This is a genomic window from Streptomyces sp. G5(2025) (assembly GCF_049542075.1).
Taxonomy (GTDB): Bacteria; Actinomycetota; Actinomycetes; order Streptomycetales; family Streptomycetaceae; genus Streptomyces.
This window is the reverse complement of sequence record NZ_JBMUZT010000006.1, coordinates 1208017-1227430: the sequence shown is the minus strand read 5'-3', so window position 1 is coordinate 1227430 and position 19414 is coordinate 1208017. Positions and strand designations below refer to the sequence as shown.

Genomic DNA, 19414 nt, shown 5'->3' with positions numbered 1-19414 from the left:
CGAAGCCCCACTGCTCGGCAAGGGGCGGGGCTGGGGAGAACCCCGGCCCCGCCCCCGCCATACTGAACCCGCACATCACAGCAGCCGCCCCACCGTCTCAGCAGCCGCCCCACCGTCGCAGCGGCCCCCGCACAGCCCGCACGAGGAGCCCCCAGCCATGGCCATGGCCGAACACCCCGCCTATCCCGTAGGCCTCCGCCTCGACGGCCGCCGCGTCGTCGTCCTCGGCGGCGGCCAGGTGGCCCAGCGCCGCCTCCCCGCCCTGATCAAGGCGGGCGCCGACATCCTCCTCGTGTCCCCCTCGGCGACCCCTTCCGTGGAGGCGATGGCCGACGCCGGCGAGATCACCTGGACCAGGCGCCGGTACGAGCACGGTGACCTCCAGGACGCCTGGTACGCCCTGATCGCCACCAGCGACGCCGAGGCGAACACCCGTGCCTCGGCGGAGGCGGAGGCCGGCCGCGTCTGGTGCGTACGTTCGGACGACGCGGAGGCGGCCACCGCCTGGACCCCGGCGACAGGCCGCTCCGAGGGCGTCACCGTGGCGGTGCTCAGCAGTGACGTGCACGACCGCGACCCGCGGCGCACGGCCGCCATCCGCGACGCGGTCGTCGAAGGCCTGCGCGACGGCAGCCTCGTCGCCCCCCACCTGCGGACGCGTACTCCTGGCGTCGCCCTGGTCGGCGGCGGGCCCGGCGACCCCGACCTGATCACGGTCCGCGGCCGCCGCCTGCTCGCCGCCGCGGACGTCGTCATCGCCGACCGGCTCGGCCCCCGCGACCTCCTCGACGAACTGCCGCCGCACGTCGAGGTCATCGACGCCGCGAAGATCCCCTACGGCCGCTTCATGGCCCAGGAGGCCATCAACAACGCCCTGATCGAGCACGCCAAGCAGGGCAAGGCCGTCGTACGCCTCAAGGGTGGCGACCCCTACGTCTTCGGCCGCGGCATGGAGGAGGCCCAGGCGCTCGCCGAGGCGGGCATCGCCTGCACGGTCGTCCCCGGCATCTCCAGCTCGATCTCCGTCCCCTCGGCCGCCGGCATCCCGGTCACCCACCGCGGCGTCGCCCACGAGTTCACCGTGGTCAGCGGCCACGTGGCGCCGGACGACGAGCGCTCCCTCGTCGACTGGGAGTCCCTCGCCAAGCTGCGCGGCACCCTCGTGATCCTGATGGGCGTCGACAAGATCGGCAAGATCGCGGCGGCCCTGATCGCCCACGGAAAGGCGTCCGACACCCCGCTCGCCCTGATCCAGGAGGGCACGACGGCCGCCCAGCGCCGCGTCGACGCGACGCTCGGCACCGTCGCCGAGGCGGTCCGCACCCACGAGGTGAAGCCCCCGGCGGTCATCGTCATCGGCGACGTCGTGAAGGTCGGCCCCGAGGCCCTCGCCCGGCCGACGCCCTAGTCAACGGCCGACGCCCTAGTCAACGGCCGACCCGGGAACCACCCGAGTAACCAGCGGTAACGGAACACGCCCCCGGCCGTTGGCACCACACCCAGGACAAGGCAGTATCACCCTGTGGCTGATCTCATCACCGTCGACGACCCCGACGACCCCCGCCTGCGCGACTACACGGGCCTGACCGACGTCGAGCTGCGCCGCAGGCGCGAACCGGCCGAGGGCCTGTTCATCGCGGAGGGCGAGAAGGTCATCAGACGGGCCAGGGACGCCGGTTACGAGATGCGGTCCATGCTGCTCTCGGCCAAGTGGGTCGACGTCATGCGCGACGTCATCGACGAGCTCCCGGCCCCCGTGTACGCGGTCAGCCCCGACCTCGCCGAGCGGGTCACCGGCTACCACGTGCACCGCGGCGCCCTCGCCTCGATGCAGCGCAAGCCGCTGCCGACGGCCGACGAACTCCTCGCGACCACCCGCCGGGTGGCCGTCATGGAGGCGGTGAACGACCACACGAACATCGGTGCGATCTTCCGCTCGGCGGCGGCACTCGGCATGGACGCGGTCCTGCTCTCCCCGGACTGCGCCGATCCGCTCTACCGCCGCTCGGTGAAGGTCTCGATGGGCGCGGTCTTCTCGGTCCCGTACGCCCGGCTGGAGTCCTGGCCCAAGGGCCTGGAGGGCGTGCGCGAGGCGGGGTTCAACCTCCTCGCCCTCACCCCCGACGAGAAGGCGAAATCCCTGGACGCGGTGGCTCCGCACCGCATGGACCGCGTCGCGCTGATGCTCGGCGCGGAGGGTGACGGCCTCTCCACGCAGGCGCTGGTCGCGGCCGACGAATGGGTGCGCATCCCGATGGCCCACGGCGTGGACTCGCTCAACGTCGGCGCGGCGGCGGCGGTCGCGTTCTACGCGGTGGCCACGGGCCGCCCGCACGCCTGACGCCGCGGCTCAGCTCCGGGGTGCCTGCCCCGGAGCGACCGAACCGCTCTGCGTCCACTGCTGTACATCCATGTCGCCGAGGCTCTTCGCGGGCCCCTGGCAGCCCTGCGCCGCCGCGATCCCGAGCGCCACGAGCAGCGTGACGACCACGAACACGAAGAGGCGCTGCCGCAGCAGCCGCGGATTGGCGGGCATCCGCCTGCCCGTCCCCGTGGCGCGCGGCCCCTGGCGCCCCGTGCCGCCCCGCGGGGCGGTCCTGCCGCCGGAGCGCGTGGCCTCGCGGGGCGGACCGGGCCGGGGCCCGGTCCGCCCCGCGCCGGCCCTCGACGAACCAGTCCGCGACGACCCCGTCCGCGACGCACCGGTCCTTGACCCCCCGGTCCTGGACGATCCCGTCCCGGATGACCCGGCCCCGGCCGGTCCCGTCCTGGCCGGACCGCTCCTGGGCGCGCCGGGGCGGGGCGGGGGAGTGGCGCCGGGGGCGGGCCGCCGCTGGGTGCGCTGATCGGCGTAGCTCTCGGCGAGCCGTCCGGTCGGCCGGTCGTGGTCCTGGCGCGGTGCGGGCGGCCGCACCGCGCCGAGGCCCTGGGCCTCGCGCGCGGCGATCTCCTTGAGCCGGAGCGACAGCTGTAGCGTGCTGGGCCGCTCCTCCGGGTCCTTGGCGAGGCAGGCCCGGATCAGCGGGGCCAGGGCGTCCGGGACGCCGTGCAGCTGCGCCTCCTCGTGGACGACCCGGTAGAGCATGACCTCCGAACTGCCCTGCCCGAAGGGCGAGTCCGCCATGCCCGCGTACGCGAGCGTCGCACCGAGCGCGAAGACGTCGGTGGCGGGCGTGACGGCCGCACCGCGCACTTGTTCGGGCGCGAGGAATCCGGGTGACCCGACGGCCGTACCGACGTGGGTGAGCGTCGAGGCACCGGTGGCCCAGGCGATGCCGAAGTCGATGATCCGCGGCCCCTTCGGGGACAGCAGGATGTTCGACGGCTTCAGGTCACGGTGTACGACACCGGCCTCGTGCACGGCCACGAGCCCCTCGGCCAGCGCCGAACCGACCACGGCCACGTCGGCCGCGGAGAGCGGCCCCTCCGCGGCGACCTTGTCGTGCAGCGAGGGGCCGGGAACGTACTGGGTCGCGAACCACGGCCGGTCCGCCTCAAGATCGGCGGCGACGAGCCGGGCCGTACATCCGCCGCGAATGCGCCGGGCGGCCGAGACCTCCCGCGCGAACCGTGACCGGAACTCCTGATCCTCCGCCAGATCGGGCCGGATCACCTTCAGGGCGACGCGCTGCCCTCTCCGGTCCGACCCCAGATAGACGACCCCCATGCCGCCGGCGCCCAGGCGCCTGTGCAGCCTGAACGAGCCGACGACACGCGGGTCCTCGCGCCGGAGCCGCATCATCGCCATGTCCATCCCCGCTACCCGGTCCGTTTGACGAGCCCCAGCTTACGTTTCCACGGGCGGGCACGTGCAGAGGCCGCGCCCTCGCGAGGCGACCGATTGTCAGTGCCGGGTGAGAAAATCGAAGAGTGGTCAGGGGGCGGGGGAGCAGGGGCCGTTGGCGCCTGCCCGAGCCCCAACCGTCCATCGCTGAAGGGGGATTGATCCCGTGAAGGGTGATCGCGTGGAGATAGTCGTGGATGCCGGGGACACGACGAGGACGTACGAGGTGGTGGCGAGCCGGGCGGGGCGCCGCGTGGAGACGGCCGTGCGCAGAGGAGTGGTGGAAGTGAGCGAAGTCACCCGTACCGGCACAGTGGTGCGCACGGCCCGGTTCATGGCGACCCGTGTCCTGGCCCTGGTGGAACAGCCGGTCCCGAGGGAGGACGCCTCCGAGGCCACGAGCCGCCCCCTCCGGGAAGACCCTGAGTCCTAGGCCCCCGTCTCCACCCACGGGAGTACGCGCGCGGGGGACGCTCATCCTCCGGGAGGCCAGCCAATCGGTACGAAGGCATGACGCCAGGGGCTGCCCGCGCACCTAGATTTGAGGTCAAGCGGCGGGTGCAGCACTCGTCCCCCGAGGTCAGACACCCGCCGCTGCCAACACCACAACAAGATCGGTCAGGAGAGGAACCATGGCGGACATGGCACCGCGGACCCTGGTCCGCACGCAAGGGCGCAGATTCTCCGCGTTCGGCGTCCGCCCGTCCGGTACGCGCCATCCCTTGGTGGCGACGGCCATGGTCCTCCCCCTGGCAGCCCTGCTCGTGGTCGTCTTCGGCGGCTGGGAAGCAGTGGTCACACAAGCGTCGTCCGTGGGCGTGATGCTGGGGCGCTGAGCGGCGCCCCAGGCCCGGAAGAGCGGTCCGGGCGGGGACATCCGGCCAGGAAACCCCGTGGGGACGGGGGTGCGGCGGACGGCACAGATGCCCGCGCGGCTGGGGAGCTGCGCGGGCATTGCCGTGCCGCGCCCCCACCTGTGCGCGGTCAGCCGTCCCGCCCGTCATGGGCAGGCGTTCCGCACGGCGGAACGGGCGGGCACACGCACGCCCGCGGTCCGCAGACGGACGAACGGCCCGGAGGCGAAGCCCCCGAACCACGCTGCGTAGGCTTCCCCGGTACGCCCACCACTCACCCCGGGGGACCCGTGACCGCCCTCCTCCCCGCGCTCACCGCCAAGGCCAGACACGCGGCACACCGCCCCCCGGGCTCCTGCCCCTGCGGCGAAGGCGACGTCGCAGCCGAGGGCGGCGGCACCGGCACCGTCCTCGCGGACCGCCCCGACGCCACGGTCGTACGCCACGGCGACGTTGTCGCGAAGGCCCACGCCCAGGACACCGACCCGGCGGCCCTGGCGGTACGCCTCACCGCGGCCGCCCGCCTCCCCGACACCCTCCTCCCGCCCCTGCACACCACCCCCATCCCCCTCCACGGCCGCCTCGTCACCTTCTGGCCCCACGGCACGCCCGTGGACCGCGACGACCCGGACGCGGCCCCCTGGGAGGCGGCCGCCCGCCTGCTGGCCCGCCTGCACCGCACCGACCCGGCGAGCCTCCCGCACCCCCTCCCCGCCATGCGCGGCCCGGCCAAGGCGGCCCGCGCCGTCACCCGCCTGCACGCGGCAGGCCCGCACCCCGCCGCACCTCCGGTCCTGCGGGCCTGGCGGGCCCTTGCGCCCTGGGCCCGCGCCGAGGCACCCGCACCCGGCCGGCCCCGCTTGTGCCACGGCGACCTCCACCTGGGCCAGCTCGTCCGCGCCCCGGACGGCACCTGGCTGCTGATCGACGTGGACGACCTCGGCGCGGGCGACCCCGCCTGGGACCTGGCCCGCCCCGCCGCCTGGTACGCCTGCGGTCTGCTCCCCCCGAGGAGTGGACCCGCTTCCTCGACGCCTACCGCGGCGCCGGTGGCCCGGCCCTCCCGGCGGACGGTGCCGACCCCTGGCCGGCCCTCGACGTCCCGGCCCGCGCCCTGACCGTGCAGACGGCCGCCCTGGCGATCGCCAAGGCCGTCGCCGCCGACCGCCCCCTGGACGAGATCGAGCAGACCTTGATCGACGCCTGCGACCGGATGAGCCGGACCCCCGCGCGGGGCTGAGCCGAGTGGGCACCGTCCCGCCCGAGTTGACCAGAGACGCGACGAAGTAGGGTGCAACGCACCGAAGCCGGGCAGAGATCCGGCGAAGCAGTTACCACCGGCGAGGAGTTGAGCCGTCCATGCAGTGCCCCAAGTGTCACGCACCGATGCACACGTACAACCGCAATGGCGTCCAGATCGAGCAGTGCAGCGGCTGCCGCGGCATATTCCTGGACTACGGCGAGCTGGAGTCCCTGACCCGCCTGGAGGCCCAGTGGGGCGGCCAGCAGGTTCCGCCGCCGCCCGCGCCCCCGGCCCCCCAGGCCTACCCCGCGGCTCCCGCCCCCGCCTGGGGCGCCCCGCAGCACCACGGCGGCCACAGTGGTCACTACGGTCACGGCAAGCGCCACAAGAGCTTCGGGCACATGCTCTTCTCCTCCTGAGCGCCCACGGGAACGACGAAGCCCCCGGCCGTGGGAACGGCCGGGGGCTCCGGTGTGTGGTGCGCGATACTGGGATTGAACCAGTGACCTCTTCCGTGTCAGGGAAGCGCTCTCCCGCTGAGCTAATCGCGCAGGTCAACCTGTGTGTGGTGCGTACTGCGTGCGCGATACTGGGATTGAACCAGTGACCTCTTCCGTGTCAGGGAAGCGCTCTCCCGCTGAGCTAATCGCGCGGGTTCGACCCTCATGAAGCACACCGTCGAAACGGCGCTCGTGAAGATCAGTGGACGATACTGGGATTGAACCAGTGACCTCTTCCGTGTCAGGGAAGCGCTCTCCCGCTGAGCTAATCGTCCTTGGAGGTGGAGACGGGATTTGAACCCGTGTAGACGGCTTTGCAGGCCGTTGCCTCGCCTCTCGGCCACTCCACCAGGAGTGCAGGGGTTCGGGAAGATCCCCCACGTTCCTGCGAGCGGACGACCAGGTTCGAACTGGCGACCTCAACCTTGGCAAGGTTGCGCTCTACCAACTGAGCTACGTCCGCTTGTCTTTCCCGGTCCGCTTGCGCGTCCCGGCGACGTGTTGAACTCTAGCGGATTCCTGGGCCAGTACAAAAACGCGTTTGCGCAGCGTGCTGCGCTGTCGTCGGCCCGGGGCGCCGCCGGGACGCCGGTCATAGACTCGCAGCCGTGCACAACCCCCCTCAGACGTCGTCTCCGGCGCTCCCTCCCATGGCACGCTTCGGCGGCCTTGTCGCCACCGGCCTGCGCGACGTGACCAGCGACCCCGCGGCCCTGGACTCCACCGGCTTCTGGGCGGTGTCCGCCGACTTCGAGGGGGGTCTGGTCTGCGCCCGCTTCGACGACGTACACGAAGAGCCCGTGCCCGCTCCCGTGCCGGGCCGGTGGCAGGGGCCCGCCGCCGATGACTGGACGTCGTCCCTGGACCGCGCCGCGTACACGGAAGGCGTACGGCGGATACGCGCGTACATCGCGGCCGGCGAGGTCTACCAGGCGAACCTGTGCCGCGTCCTGTCCGCGCCCGTCCCGCCCGGCGCCGACGTGGACGCCCTGACGGCCCTGCTCGCGCGCGGGAACCCCGCACCATACGCAGGAACGATCCGCCTGCCCGCGCACGGCGTGGAAATAGCCACCGCCTCCCCCGAGCTCTACCTGCGGCGCGCGGGCCGCGACGTGGAGTCGGGCCCCATCAAGGGCACCGGCCGGACGGAGGCGGACCTCCTGGAGAAGGACTACGCCGAGAACGTCATGATCGTGGACCTCGTCCGCAACGACCTCGGACGCGTCTGCGCGACCGGCTCGGTCACCGTCCCCGACCTCTGCGTGGTGGAGAAGCACCCCGGCCTCGTCCACCTCGTCTCCACCGTCCACGGCGAGCTGCGCCCCGGTGCGGGCTGGCCCGAGCTGTTCGAGGCGACCTTCCCGCCCGGCTCCGTCACCGGCGCCCCCAAGTCCAGCGCCCTGCGGATCATCGACGAGCTGGAGACCGCCCCGCGAGGCCCGTACTGCGGCGGCATCGGCTGGGTCGACGCCGACCGGGGTACCGGAGAGCTGGCCGTCGGCATCCGCACCTTCTGGATGGACCGTGCCGAGGGCGTGCTGCGCTTCGGCACCGGAGCGGGCATCACCTGGGGCTCGGACCCCGAGGGGGAGTGGCGGGAGACCGAGCTGAAGGCCGCGCGACTGCTGGCGGTAGCGTCAGGGACGTACGAAGCGAGCGGAGGAACCCCAACGTGAAGATCTGGCTCAACGGCGGGCTGCGGGATGTCGACTCCGCCCACGTCTCCGTGTTCGACCACGGGCTGACGGTGGGCGACGGCATCTTCGAGACGGTGAAGTCGGTCGAGGGCCGGCCCTTCGCCCTCACCCGGCACCTGGCCCGGCTCACCCGGTCGGCGCATGGCCTCGGGCTGCCCGAGCCGGACCTCGACGAGGTGCGCCGCGCCTGCGCCGCCGTCCTGGGGGCCAACCCGCTCCCGCTGGGGCGGCTGCGGATCACCTACACCGGGGGCCTTTCACCGCTCGGATCCGACCGCGGCGACCAGGGCACCACCCTCATCGTGGCTCTCGGCGAGGCCGCGCGGCGCCCCGACTCCACGGCCGTGATCACGGTGCCGTGGACCCGTAACGAACGGGGCGCGCTGACCGGCCTGAAGACCACCTCGTACGCGGAGAACGTCGTGGCCCTCGCCCGCGCCCGCGAGCAGAGTGCCTCGGAGGCCCTCTTCGCGAACACCGTCGGGCAGCTCTGCGAAGGCACCGGCTCCAACGTCTTCGTCGTACTGGACGGAGAGATCCTCACCCCGCCGGTCGCCTCCGGGTGCCTCGACGGCATCACCCGCGCGCTGGCCGTCGAGTGGACGGGCGCCCGCGAGACCGACCTGCCCCTGGACGTCCTGGACCGCGCCGACGAGATCTTCCTGACGTCGACGCTGCGCGACATCCAGGGCGTGCACCGCGTGGACGGACGCCAACTGACCGGCGCGCCGGGCCCGATGACGGCCAAGGCGATGCGGACGTTCGACGAGCGGGCGGCCGACGACCTGGATCCCTGAGTCCCGCGGCCCGCGAAAACCCTGGTGACGCGGTGGGGCGGGGGTGGGTAGAACACCTGTGATGACCACGACCCTGCGGCCGACCGGGCCGCTCCAGCAGAGCGCCGACGGCGCCAAGGCGCGCACGTACGACGTGTGCGTGAACAGCCGCCCCGTGGGTTCCGTCGACCTCGCCACCCATGAGGTCTTCGGGCCGGAGGTCTGCCAGGTGCGCGCCCTGCGGATAGCGGAGCCGGACCGCAGGCGTGGCCGCGGCACGGTCGCGGCGCTGGCCGCCGAGGAGGTGGCGCGCGGCTGGGGCTGCAAGCGCATCGAGGTGACCGTCCCCGCCGAGGCCCCGGGGGCCCTGCCGCTGGCGACGGCGCTCGGCTATGTGGAGCGCAACCGCCGGATGGCGAAGCCGGTGCCGGCCGAGCCCGCCGCGCTGCCGCCGGGCGTCGAGGGGCGGCCGATGACCGAGGGCGAGTACGAGCCGTGGCTGGCGCGGGCCAAGCGGAGCTACGCGCGCAACTGGATCGACCGGGGCGTGCCCGAGGCGCAGGCGCACGCCAAGTCCGAGGCCGACTACGCCGAACTCCTGCCCCGGGGTCCGGCCACCCCCGGCACCGTGCTGAGCGTGCTCACCCAGGGGGGCGCGGGGGTCGGCACCCTGTGGCTCAAGCTCCGCGACGACGACGGGTTCGTCTACGGCGTCGTGGTCCACGAGGACCGCCGCGGGCGCGGCCACGGCCGTTCCCTGATGCTCCTGGCCGAGGCGCAGACCCGCGCGGCGGGCCGCGACCGCATTGGACTCAACGTCTTCGCGGGCAACGCACCGGCCCTGTGCCTGTACGACTCGCTCGGCTACGAACCCGTCTCGTACTTCCTCTACAAGCCGCTGTTCTGACGGCCAGGAGCTATCAGCCGCTGCTCCCAGGGACTAGGAGACCTCGGCCGCCAGCAGCCGGTCGGTGATCTCCTCGACGCGTTCGCGCAGCCCTTCCTGGCTCTTGCCGCCGTCGAGGCGTTCGCCGTCGATGACGTACGTCGGCGTACCGGTGACCCCGAGCGCCTTGCCCTCGGCGTGGTCGGCGTCGACGATCAGGATGTGCCGGCCGTCGATGAGGGCCGTGTCGAACTCCTCCGCGTCCAGGCCGAGTTCCCGGGCGGTGTCCACCAGGAAGGGCTCGCCCCGGCGGTCCAGTTCCTCGACCCCGGCGAGCACCGCCTCGACGTACGGCCAGCCCTTGCCCTGCTCGAAGGCCTCCTCGGCGGCCTGCGCGGCGGCGAAGGAGTGCTTGTGCTTCTCCAGGGGGAAGTGCCGCAGCCGCAGCTCGACGCGGTCGCCGTACCGGGCGCGCAGGGCACGCACGTCGTCCAGGGCGGTACGGCAGTCGGGGCACTGCAGCTCGCACCAGACGTCGAGGACGACGGGGCGGGCGGGGTGTTCAGGAGAGGAGTCGCTCATGGGTCCAGTCTCCCAGCCCCCGGTCCCGCCACCCAACCGGGACCGGGGCGCGGACCGGCACCTGGGGAGGAGCCCGGACCCCGAGACGACCCGGATATGTCCCTGAGGTCCTGCCCCAAGCGTGGCCTCACGGCACCCGCGCGGTGCAGGATGGAAGGGACCACCGCGTCACGCACGACGTACGCCTGTATGCCTGGAGGGCCGGATGATTGCCGAGACCGTGTGTTCCGCCGTATCCGCGGCCGGGCTCGGCATCGCCGCGGTCTCGGCCTACCGCAAGCGTTTCCTGACCGCGGCCCGCCTCGCCGCGTACTCCCTGGTGCCCATCGGGCTCGTCCTGACGGGCGTCGTCGGCTGGGCCGCCGACACCGCCTTCAGCCTGAAGGCGTGGGTCGGCTTCGGCGTCCTCGGCGCGGCCTGGCTGATCTTCCTCGGTGCGCGCGCGGTGGAGCGCCGCAGGGGCGGCACCCGCAAGGAGCGCAAGGCCGCGAAGGCCGACCGGCGCGAGGCGGTGGCCCCCACGGCCTCGGCGCCCTCGCTCGGCGGGAGTGCTCCTGCGCCCGCCGCACGGCCCGCGGCCAGTCCGAAGGCCGCCGCGCCCGCGGAGGACTTCAGCGACATCGAGGCCATCCTGAAGAAGCACGGCATCTGACACCGAGTGTTGCGGCTCCCTCGTTCGAGTGCGGACGGGGCCGCCGAGTGTCACGGGCGTGAACGGCCGGGGCATGGACGGAACGCCTCGGGCGCTGGACTTTTCCCTGTTCACGGAATCCGGCGAACTGCCCCCTCATCCGGGCGTGTTGGTCAACGGGGACCCGCCGCCTGCGTCATCATCAGCGCGAGATGCTGGACACCACCCCACAGGGCGATGCGGCCGCGCCGGACGACGGACGGCACACGGCACCGGCCCAAGAGCTGCGACCTGCCGACGAAGAGCGGCATCCCACCGACGAAGAGCGGCAAGCCGCCGACGAAGAACCACGGGGCTGCCTCTTCGCCCTCTCCCAGCCACCGCTGATGATCTTCCTGACGGTGGTCGGCATGCTGATCCTGCTGGCGTCCCTCCACGACCTGCTGCTTCTCTAGCTAGCGGCCTCGCTGGCCCGCGGCTTCCTTGCGGCGGGCCCGGTACGCGGCGACGTGCAGGCGGTTGCCGCAGGTACGGCTGTCGCAGTAGCGGCGGGAGCGGTTGCGGGAGAGGTCGACGAAGGCCCGTCGGCAGTCCGGTGCCTCGCAGCGCCGCAGCCGTTCCTGCTCCCCGGCGACCACGAAGAAGGCCAGCGCCATGCCGCAGTCGGCCGCCAGATGGTCCGCGACGGACGCCCCTGGCGCGAAGTAGTGGATGTGCCAGTCGTAGCCGTCGTGGTCGGTGAGGCGCGGCGTGGTGCCCGCCGCCGCGATCAGCTCGTTGATGATCGTGGAGGCGGCCCGGGGCTCGGGGTTGGCGAAGACCTCGGCGAAGCGGCCGCGGACCCGGCGCACATCGGTGAGGTCACGCTCCGCGAGCACCCCGACCTCGCTCACTTCGTGTCTTCGTACGAAGTCACGGAGCGCCGTCAGGTCCGCGAGTCCGTCGGCGCCGCCCTCCTCGGGGGCGGTGTTCACCAGATCGACCACGGCGTCGAGAGAACACCGGTTGTCGTGGGTGATCAGCACGATGCGCTCCCTGGCCTGAGGAACGGGCCGGTGCCCGCCGATGCTGGCCGATGCTAGCGGCTTCCCCGAAGACACACCGGCGCCGTCGCCGCGGGGGTCCCGCGGCGACGGCGCCGGTGACTGCTTTCTGTTCGCCTTGTCTCGGCTTGTCTCGCCTTTGTGTCGTGACTGCCTGCGCCGTCGCCCCGAGTCGGACGGCGTGAGGGGGATCTCGACGCTCCCGCGCCGTTAGCTTTCGGCCAGGATGTGTGACAGCTCCGTGTCGAGATCGAAGTGGCGGTGCTCCGTGCCGGGCGGCACGGCCGCGTCTGTTCGCTTCAGGAAGGACTCCAGGGCCCGCGCCGGGGCCTCGAGCAGAGCCTCGCCCTCCGGCGAGCTCAGGGCGATGCAGACAACGCCCTGACCGTGGCTCCGGGACGGCCAGACTCGGACGTCGCCGGTTCCGGTGGGCCGGTGCAGGCCCTCGGCGAGGAGGTCGCGGGCGAACACCCACTCGACCGTCTCCTCGGCTCCGGTGTGGAAGGTGGCGTGCACGGCATAGGGATCGGCCGTGTCATACCGCAGTCCTGCGGGTACAGGCAGTGAGGACTCGCTCGACACAACGAGGCGCAGGTGCAGCTCGCAGCTGACCGTGGTGTTCATAAGCGCCAGGGCCTTTCGCTCAGTGTGCGCTCGGGGATTCGCACGTCGGCGAAATCGACATGCCACCTACGGTGCCGTTGTAAACCCCTCTGAGGGTTTTGCGTGTCTTTAGGTAGCTCGACTGGCGGGTTCTCTCTTCTGTTCGTGCACCCATTCCGGTGACGGGTTTCCGTCCGGTAGGGTTTGGCCGTATGAATACGGGGAGTAAGGGGCGTAGCGAGCCCATGGACGTCGCGGAACCGGCCGGCGGGGCGCAGGCCGAGCCGCCGCTCGGGTCGCGGGCGCCGCAGTACATCCAATCCCGCAGGGTGCTGCACCTGTCGTGGCAGGTCGGCGTGTTCATCGTCGGCCTCGCGGTGGTCGTGGCGGGCATCATCATGCTTCCGCTGCCCGGCCCCGGCTGGCTGGTGATCTTCGGCGGCATGGCGATCTGGGCGACCGAGTTCGTCTGGGCCCAGCTGGTGCTGCGCTGGACAAAGCGCAAGGTCACCGAGGCCGCACAGCGCGCGCTCGACCCGAAGGTCCGCCGCCGGAACATCATCCTGACGACCATCGGGCTGGTGATCGTCGCGGTGCTGGTCGCGATCTACGTGTGGAAGTTCGGCATCACGATGCCGTGGAAGATCAAGGAGTGACCGAGGGGTGACTCCGAGGCGGTCGGAAGCACCCGCTGACATGCGGTAATGTTCTCTGTGCGCCCGGGCGATTAGCTCAGTGGGAGAGCGCTTCGTTCACACCGAAGAGGTCACTGGTTCGAACCCAGTATCGCCCACCCCGGATTGCGGCCCGGAGGCTTTGAGCCTCCGGGCCGTTCTCGTATTCCCTTTGCCTTTCAAGGGAATTGACGGGTCCACATATGTCGGCGGGGAGCGCGGTGGGCCGTATTTCAGTGCATTCGGCCGAGCGCATTCCGCAACCGCCGTGCGTCGCGCAGTCGTTGCTCGTATGTCGCCCCGGCGCCCAGGAGCAGCAGCCCCGCGAGGGCGGGTGGCAGCCAGCGGGGCAGGGTGCCCGCCACCTGCACGAGATACGGGGCCAGTTCGTGCAGCGCGTCCAGGGCGAGCACCGTGCCGCCGAGGACCAACGGGGCGCGCAGCCGGTACCGGGCGCCGATCAGCGTCACGGTGAGCGCCGCGGCACCGAGCAGCAGCGGGCGCTGCCAGTGCGGGTCACCCAAGGCGGCGGCGAGGCTCGGCAGCAGTGTCAGGGCGAGGCCGGGACCGTAGGCCACCCAGGAGGAGACCTCGGGGTCGCGGCGGCGTCGCAGCACGCCGAGGAGCAGCGCGGGGACGGTGGCCGGCAGCGTGTACGCCTCCGGTGTCACCACCTCCCAGGCGGCCAGGCGCACCCAGCTCGCCAGGAGGAACAGCACCCCGGCCGCGTATCCCACCCGGCGGCGGTCGGGACGCAGCGCCGTGGCCGCCGCGATGAGCCCGCAGAGGGCCAGCGCCAGCGCGAGCGTCGGGGCGTGCCCCGAGGCGAGGGTCAGGGCGAGGCCGCCGGACCCGGCCGCCATGACCTCGACCGGCAGGGTCAGCGGGTGCGGCCCCAGGCGGGCGGCGGCGAACGCGGCGAGGGCCGGGACGGTCAGGGCGGCCAGGCCGATGTGCTCCAGGCGCAGCCCCGTAGCGGCGCCGGCGGCGCAGACGAGCGCGGCGGCGTACGCGAGGGCCGCGCAGGCGGCGAGGGCGGCCGCGCCGGGCTCACGGGGCACGGGAACGGTATCCGTCGCTTCGCCCCGGGCCGACGGTGCCCGGCGGCTCATCCAGACGCAGGCGGCCAGGAGCAGGGCCGCGAGCGCGCCCAGGGTGCCGAGGGTCGCCGCCTCGGTGGACAGGGCAAGGAACGCGACGCTCACCGAGGACACCAACGCCAGGGCCGAAGCTGTGAGGGCGAAGGCGGTGGATGTGGCACGGGCGGCCATGATCAGTAGGACCGCGGCCACCGCCAGCTGGGCCGCCAGTCCGGCGGCGTACGGCAGGCGCAGCGCGGACGGCAGCGCGACACCGGCGGCCCAGGCGAGCGTCGGTGCGGCGTAGCGGGCGACGCGGTGGAAGGTGGTGTTGTTCCTGAAGAGCGAGCCGAGCGGAGCGGCCCCCCTGCTGAGCGACCCGGAGGCCAGGAGCAGGACCGCTGCGGTCGTCGTGAGGACCAGCGGGGCCAGGAGCGGATGCGGCAGCGGCAGCTCGACGAGGAGGGCGGCCCGGGCGTCCGGCGGGGTGCCCGTCCACGCCCGCGTGGCCCAGCCGAGCGGGCCGAGCAGCGCCACGGCGGTGACGGGGAGCGCCCACAGCACCGCGAGGCCCTGGACCACGGCCGACGCGCCTGCCGCGCCGAGCCGCACGGGCCGGGGCAAGGCCGTGCGGACGGCGGCCGACAGCGCGAGGCCGCACACCAGATAGGCGGGGACGGTCCACTCCGGGGGCAGGGCGGTGCGCAGCACTCCACCGCACGCGGCCACCGCGAGCAGGCCGCCCGCGCCCGCCGCACCCGTGGCCGTCTGCGGCTCCTTCGCCCGCCACGCCACCACCAGGACGATCAACGCGGCGAAGAGCAGCAGCACCCCCGCGCGTGCCGCCTCCGTCGGGTCCACGGCCCGCGCGGACAGCAGGCCCGCGCCCGCCGCGCCCCACAGGCCGAGCGTGCAGCCGCCGACGGCCGCGACGATTCGTACGGACCTGACGGTCGCCCACAGCGCGAGCGCGGTGTCGAACGCCGCCGTCATGAGCAGCGCGGCCGTCACGGCGTGATCACCCGCCTCCGCGGCGCCCGCCCAGAGGATCAGGGGCAGTTGGGCCGTCGCCACCGCTGTCGGCAGCGGCAGGCGCAGCTCGCCGAGGAGCAGGCCGTACCCCGCCCACAGTGCCGCGAGGACGGCCGAGGTGCCCGCCGCGTAAGCGAGCGTTCCCGTCTCGGGGAGGGCGAGGTAGCGCAGCGCGTACGAGTCCAGGACGGTCAGCGCGAGCCCCAGACCCGCCACCGCCTCCGCCGTCGAGCGCAGTGAACGCCGCAGCAGCACCGCGGGGGCGCCGAGCGCCGCCAGGGTCACAAGGCCGAGGACCGCGCCGCGCCCGGCGATGCCGAGGTGCCCCCAGCTCACCACCGTGAAGGCGATCGCCGCGATGGTCAGCAGCACGCCGCCCAGCGCCAGCAGGACGTTCTGCACGCTCGGGGGAGCGGTCTCGGGGGCGGGCCGGCCGGGCGAGGGGGCGGCCCGGCCGGGCCCGCCGCGCGCAGGACACCGAGCAGCCAGGCCCGGCGGTGCAGCAACTGCGCCTTGCGCGCCTCCAGTTGGCGCAGCTCCCAGTCGAGGAGACGCAGCTCCTCGGCGGGTGGCGGAATGTTCGTCATGGCTGAGGAGTGTGGTCCGTGCCCCGCGCGGCGGCATCGGCGCGGATACTCAGGACATACTCAAATGCGGTGCCCACCCGTCTCACCGGGCAGGATCCCTCCATGAACTGGTCGCACTACCGCTTCCGCAGCCTCTGGGACCTGCCCGGCACGCCCGCCGAGGCCTACGCAGCCCTGGAGCGGGTGGAGGACTACCCCCTGTGGTGGCCGCAGGTGCGCGAGGTGACCTCGGTCGACGGCCACAGCGGCGTCTTCCGCTTCCGGTCCTTCCTCCCGTACGACCTCGTCGTCACCGCGCGAGAGCGGCGGCGCGAACCCGAAGCCGGGGTCCTGGAGATCACCATGGCCGGGGACCTGGAGGGCTGGGCGCGCTGGACGGTGGCCGGCGGGGCCGGGGGGACGCGGGCCCGCTACGACCAGGAGGTCGAGGTGCGGCGGCCGCTGATGCGGCGCCTCGCGGTCCCCGGCAGGCCCGTGTTCCTGCTCAACCACGCCCTCATGATGCGGGCGGGCCGCGGAGGTCTCACGGCGCATCTGGCAGCGGTTTGAAGGAACGGCGCCCCGACCTGTATTGTTCAGTGCGTTCCCGGGCGATTAGCTCAGTGGGAGAGCGCTTCGTTCACACCGAAGAGGTCACTGGTTCGAACCCAGTATCGCCCACCCGGAGAATGCCGGTCCGTCAGCAGACGGACCGGTTTTTCTTGCCCGCGCGTCTTTCCCGCCCAGGCGGTGTCGTGCCGCGAGTGCGCGCGCCGCCGACGCTCAGGCCGCCGCGCGGAGTTCGGGACGCAGCGGCCACGCCGGGTCCACCGCCTCCGGTGAACCGCTCTTGGCGAACCACGCCTGGAGACCGCGCGCCTGCGCCGCGTGCCAGACCGCCTGGAGCGTGTGCAGCTCGGCCGGGGAGAGCCGCTCCAGACGGGCCGCGAACCGGCGCCCCACCGCTCGTACGACATCGAGCGCGGCCTGCGCGTCCGCCGCCGCGTCGTGCGCCTCGGCCAGCTCCACCTCGTAGTGCGCGCACAAGTCGGTCAGCGTGCGGCGGCCCTTGCGGTAGCGGTCCAGATGCTTGTCCAGGACCCGCGGGTCGATCACACACAGGGGCGAGCCCTCCATGTAGCGGCTCAGCGACGAGGCGCGGTGCCGGCGCAGCTCCCGGTCCAGGATGGTCAGGTCGAACGGCGCGTTCATCACCACGATCGGCCGTCCCGCCGCGCCCTGCTCCGCCAGATCGCGCGCTATCTCCTCCATCACCGGCGCGGGCCAGCGGCCGTTGCGCTGCAGGTGATCCTCCGTCAGTCCGTGTACGGCGGTGGACTCCTCGGGCACCGGAACGCCCGGGTTCACCAGCCAGCGGGTGATGCGCGGACGGGTCCCCGCGCCCTGCTGGACGACGACGGCGGCCGACACGATCCGGTCGGTCTCGACGTCGACGCCCGTGGTCTCCGTGTCGAATGCGGCCAAGGGCCCCTCGTACCAGCACGTCATGGTGACGCAACTCCTCGGTCAGTCCCGGCAGATGACGTCGGTCCCCTGCCCACGCTGGTGATACCCGGGCCGTTTGCGCTGTACGCGGCCCGGAGACAACAGAGGTACCGGGCCTTGACATTGACGGCCCGAGCGGGGAAGTACCGTCGGGGAAAGGCCAGTTGGACATGGCGCTCGCGCGGCCCGAACAGGGTGGGCTGCTGCCCGAGCGGATCGCACCGCCGCGCGGCACACTCGCCACCACCGCCTGTATGGAGACCCTCCAGGTGGGCTATCTGCACGCCGTCGCGGCGGCCGCGGGATGCTCGCTCTCCCAGCCCTTCCCCGACAACGGCATCGACTGGCACGTCAGCCACAGCGCCCCCGGCCACACGGTCGACGACGAGGCCACCATCAAGGTCCAGCTGAAGTGCACGTACCAGACGGCACCGGACCCGGACAGGCCCGCCTTCTCCTTCACGCTCGACAACCCGCACCTGGAGAAGCTCGCCCGTACCCCGGTCTCGGTCCACAGGATCCTCGTCGTGATGCTCGTGCCCCGGTCGCGCGACGACTGGTTGCGCGCCGGGCACGACCGGCTCGACCTGCGGCACTGCTGCTACTGGACCAACCTCGCCGGGCACCCCGTGACCGGCCGGCGCAGGACCACCGTGCGCATACCGACCTCGCGGATCTTCGACGACCGCGCGCTCTGCGAGATCATGAGCCGGGTCGGGACGGGAGGAAGACCCTGATGCACCGCCCCCACGACACACCGGAACCCGGCGCGGTCGACCCCGCGGTCCTCGCCGCGCTGCTCGCCCGCCACGGCTGGCAGCGACGCGGTGGAGCCCCCGGCCGCTACGCCCGGTGGACGCCGCCGGGACCCGGCGGCAGGGGCACCAGCCTCCTGGTGCCCGAGAGCCGGGCTTTCCCCGACTGCGAGGACCTCATCGGCGAGGCCCTCGTCGCGCTCTCCCGCAGCGCCTCGCCGGCCGCCCGTGACGTGCTCGTCGGGCTTACCGTGCCCAGCGACGAGATCCGCTGGTGGCGCGATGTGCCGCCGGGGCCCGCCGGGGCCGCGCCCTGGCCGGTGGAGGAGCAGCTGCGCTCCGCGGCCCGGCGGATGCTGCTCGCCGGGGCTCTCGCCGCGCGCGGCCGGGCGGGGTACTACGGCGCCCGCTACCGCAGGCCGGCCACCGCCGCGCTGGAGAACGTCCTGGTGGGGCCCGCGCCCGGCGGGCGGCACCTCACCGCCTTCGTGCCCGTGCTCACCGGGCGGCCGCTGGCGGTCCGGCTGCACCAGGCGCTGTACGCCGCGCGCGAGGCCGTCGACTATCAGCGCGCCACCGGCGGCATGGACGCCTTCGACGGGGCGGTCGAGGCCGGCGTGAGCCATGAGCTGACCGAGGCGATCGTAGCCCTGGTCCGGGGCACGGAAGGAGCGCGTATCGCCGTGGAGTGGGCGCCCGGCGCGCAGGTGCCCGAGGGGTGCGCCGCGCACGCCGAGCCCGTCGAGTTCTCGCCCGGCGACCTGACCGTGCTGCGCGAGGCGGGCGCCCGCTATCTGCGCGAGGAGCCGTCGGTGCCGGTGCGGATCACCGGGACCGTGGTGCGGATGCGGCGCTCCTCGCCGTGCGGGGAGGGCACGGTGCGGCTGCGGGTGATCGGCGGGGCGGAGATCCCGCAGGTGCGGATGACCCTGGACGAGGAGTCGTACCGCGTCGCGGGCCACGCGCACCTGGTCGGGCTGCCGATCCGGGTGCACGGGCGGCTGGAGAGCCGGGGCGGGTTCCGCCGGCTGACGGGGGCGACCGGGGTGGCGCCGGTGCAGGTGGACGAGGGGGACCGGGATCGGCTCATGAAGTCGCTCCAGGAGAACCTCGACTTCTTCGAGGAGGCGTGCGGCGGCGACTGAGCGCACCGGACCGGAGGCCGGGCTTCCGGGGGCCCGGGGACAACCGTTTCGCGGCGGG

At 73.1% G+C, this 19414-nt stretch carries 21 protein-coding genes, 7 tRNA genes and 1 pseudogene; 17 read left to right on the top strand and 12 right to left on the bottom strand.

All coding sequences use genetic code 11. From position 1 onward, the window contains the following. Positions 1-163 precede the first annotated feature (163 nt). Positions 164-1408, top strand: coding sequence for a uroporphyrinogen-III C-methyltransferase (gene cobA, locus ACOBQB_RS16395; protein ID WP_423598522.1), 1245 nt, complete (start codon positions 164-166; stop codon positions 1406-1408). A gap of 114 nt (positions 1409-1522) precedes the next feature. Continuing rightward, positions 1523-2341: a TrmH family RNA methyltransferase gene (locus ACOBQB_RS16390; protein ID WP_423592536.1), complete on the top strand. Its 819-nt coding sequence runs from the start codon at positions 1523-1525 to the stop codon at positions 2339-2341. 9 nt (positions 2342-2350) lie between these two features. Here ACOBQB_RS16390 and ACOBQB_RS16385 read toward each other — a convergent pair whose 3' ends face one another. Then, positions 2351-3754, bottom strand: a complete 1404-nt coding sequence (locus ACOBQB_RS16385; protein WP_423592534.1) for a protein kinase domain-containing protein — start codon at positions 3752-3754, stop codon at positions 2351-2353. Between the two features lie 196 nt (positions 3755-3950). On the opposite strand from ACOBQB_RS16385, the gene ACOBQB_RS16380 reads away from it, so the two are divergent. From ACOBQB_RS16380 to ACOBQB_RS16365, 4 genes and pseudogenes are all read left to right on the top strand, one after another. Then, positions 3951-4217, top strand: coding sequence for a hypothetical protein (locus tag ACOBQB_RS16380; protein ID WP_423592533.1), 267 nt, complete (start codon positions 3951-3953; stop codon positions 4215-4217). A 199-nt stretch (positions 4218-4416) separates the two neighbouring features. Continuing rightward, positions 4417-4620, top strand: coding sequence for a hypothetical protein (locus tag ACOBQB_RS16375; protein WP_423592531.1), 204 nt, complete (start codon positions 4417-4419; stop codon positions 4618-4620). Between the two features lie 308 nt (positions 4621-4928). Beyond that, positions 4929-5878 (top strand): annotated as a pseudogene (locus ACOBQB_RS16370) (phosphotransferase family protein). 119 nt (positions 5879-5997) lie between these two features. Next, on the top strand, positions 5998-6300 hold the full coding sequence (locus ACOBQB_RS16365; protein WP_423592529.1) for a zf-TFIIB domain-containing protein: 303 nt from the start codon (positions 5998-6000) through the stop codon (positions 6298-6300). Between the two features lie 57 nt (positions 6301-6357). Here ACOBQB_RS16365 and ACOBQB_RS16360 read toward each other — a convergent pair. The 5 genes from ACOBQB_RS16360 to ACOBQB_RS16340 form a co-directional block, all read right to left on the bottom strand. Beyond that, positions 6358-6432 (bottom strand) — tRNA-Val (locus ACOBQB_RS16360). Positions 6433-6461: 29 nt separating this feature from the next. Further along, positions 6462-6533: transfer RNA gene (locus tag ACOBQB_RS16355), tRNA-Val, on the bottom strand. 51 nt (positions 6534-6584) lie between these two features. Continuing rightward, positions 6585-6656 (bottom strand) — tRNA-Val (locus ACOBQB_RS16350). Position 6657: 1 nt separating this feature from the next. Continuing rightward, positions 6658-6731, bottom strand: a tRNA-Cys gene (locus tag ACOBQB_RS16345). A 40-nt stretch (positions 6732-6771) separates the two neighbouring features. Further along, a tRNA-Gly gene (locus tag ACOBQB_RS16340) sits at positions 6772-6844 on the bottom strand. A 187-nt stretch (positions 6845-7031) separates the two neighbouring features. On the opposite strand from ACOBQB_RS16340, the gene ACOBQB_RS16335 reads away from it, so the two are divergent. From ACOBQB_RS16335 to ACOBQB_RS16325, 3 genes are all read left to right on the top strand, one after another. After that, entirely contained in the window at positions 7032-8057 is a 1026-nt protein-coding gene (locus ACOBQB_RS16335; protein ID WP_423592528.1) for a chorismate-binding protein, read from the top strand. Then, positions 8054-8875: an aminotransferase class IV gene (locus ACOBQB_RS16330; protein WP_423592526.1), complete on the top strand. Its 822-nt coding sequence runs from the start codon at positions 8054-8056 to the stop codon at positions 8873-8875. Before ACOBQB_RS16335 ends, ACOBQB_RS16330 begins: the two co-directional genes overlap by 4 nt. Positions 8876-8936: 61 nt before the next feature. Next, a complete protein-coding gene (locus ACOBQB_RS16325) occupies positions 8937-9761 on the top strand; it encodes a GNAT family N-acetyltransferase (protein WP_423592524.1) in 825 nt (274 codons plus the stop codon). Positions 9762-9794: 33 nt separating this feature from the next. On the opposite strand, the gene ACOBQB_RS16320 is transcribed toward ACOBQB_RS16325, so the two are convergent. Continuing rightward, entirely contained in the window at positions 9795-10322 is a 528-nt protein-coding gene (locus ACOBQB_RS16320; RefSeq protein WP_423592522.1) for a DsbA family protein, read from the bottom strand. Between the two features lie 205 nt (positions 10323-10527). Here ACOBQB_RS16320 and ACOBQB_RS16315 point away from each other — a divergent pair, with 205 nt between their 5' ends. Continuing rightward, positions 10528-10974: a hypothetical protein gene (locus tag ACOBQB_RS16315; protein WP_423592520.1), complete on the top strand. Its 447-nt coding sequence runs from the start codon at positions 10528-10530 to the stop codon at positions 10972-10974. Positions 10975-11165: 191 nt separating this feature from the next. Further along, positions 11166-11408, top strand: a complete 243-nt coding sequence (locus tag ACOBQB_RS16310; protein WP_423599010.1) for a hypothetical protein — start codon at positions 11166-11168, stop codon at positions 11406-11408. Here ACOBQB_RS16310 and ACOBQB_RS16305 read toward each other — a convergent pair whose 3' ends face one another. Next, positions 11409-11978, bottom strand: coding sequence for a CGNR zinc finger domain-containing protein (locus ACOBQB_RS16305; protein ID WP_423592518.1), 570 nt, complete (start codon positions 11976-11978; stop codon positions 11409-11411). 228 nt (positions 11979-12206) lie between these two features. Continuing rightward, positions 12207-12620, bottom strand: coding sequence for an SsgA family sporulation/cell division regulator (locus tag ACOBQB_RS16300; RefSeq protein WP_003959770.1), 414 nt, complete (start codon positions 12618-12620; stop codon positions 12207-12209). Between the two features lie 191 nt (positions 12621-12811). On the opposite strand from ACOBQB_RS16300, the gene ACOBQB_RS16295 reads away from it, so the two are divergent. Beyond that, positions 12812-13255, top strand: a complete 444-nt coding sequence (locus ACOBQB_RS16295; RefSeq protein WP_423592516.1) for a TIGR02611 family protein — start codon at positions 12812-12814, stop codon at positions 13253-13255. A 65-nt stretch (positions 13256-13320) separates the two neighbouring features. Further along, positions 13321-13392: transfer RNA gene (locus ACOBQB_RS16290), tRNA-Val, on the top strand. A gap of 114 nt (positions 13393-13506) precedes the next feature. Here ACOBQB_RS16290 and ACOBQB_RS16285 read toward each other — a convergent pair. Together ACOBQB_RS16285 and ACOBQB_RS16280 are read right to left on the bottom strand one after the other, a co-directional pair. After that, entirely contained in the window at positions 13507-15786 is a 2280-nt protein-coding gene (locus tag ACOBQB_RS16285; protein WP_423592514.1) for an SCO7613 C-terminal domain-containing membrane protein, read from the bottom strand. Then, a complete protein-coding gene (locus ACOBQB_RS16280; RefSeq protein WP_423592513.1) occupies positions 15747-15971 on the bottom strand; it encodes a hypothetical protein in 225 nt (74 codons plus the stop codon). The genes ACOBQB_RS16285 and ACOBQB_RS16280 overlap by 40 nt, the downstream gene beginning before the upstream one ends. 102 nt (positions 15972-16073) lie before the next feature. On the opposite strand from ACOBQB_RS16280, the gene ACOBQB_RS16275 reads away from it, so the two are divergent. Both ACOBQB_RS16275 and ACOBQB_RS16270 read left to right on the top strand, forming a co-directional pair. Continuing rightward, positions 16074-16520: an SRPBCC family protein gene (locus ACOBQB_RS16275; RefSeq protein ID WP_423598520.1), complete on the top strand. Its 447-nt coding sequence runs from the start codon at positions 16074-16076 to the stop codon at positions 16518-16520. Positions 16521-16559: 39 nt separating this feature from the next. Beyond that, a tRNA-Val gene (locus ACOBQB_RS16270) sits at positions 16560-16631 on the top strand. Between the two features lie 102 nt (positions 16632-16733). Here ACOBQB_RS16270 and ACOBQB_RS16265 read toward each other — a convergent pair. Then, the gene (locus tag ACOBQB_RS16265; RefSeq protein ID WP_423592511.1) at positions 16734-17459 is read right to left on the bottom strand and encodes a 3'-5' exonuclease; all 726 of its coding nucleotides are present in this window, start codon (positions 17457-17459) and stop codon (positions 16734-16736) included. A 167-nt stretch (positions 17460-17626) separates the two neighbouring features. Here ACOBQB_RS16265 and ACOBQB_RS16260 point away from each other — a divergent pair, with 167 nt between their 5' ends. Then, a complete protein-coding gene (locus ACOBQB_RS16260) occupies positions 17627-18193 on the top strand; it encodes a DUF4365 domain-containing protein (protein WP_423592510.1) in 567 nt (188 codons plus the stop codon). Further along, on the top strand, positions 18193-19356 hold the full coding sequence (locus ACOBQB_RS16255; protein WP_423592509.1) for a hypothetical protein: 1164 nt from the start codon (positions 18193-18195) through the stop codon (positions 19354-19356). Before ACOBQB_RS16260 ends, ACOBQB_RS16255 begins: the two co-directional genes overlap by 1 nt. Positions 19357-19414 lie beyond the last annotated feature (58 nt).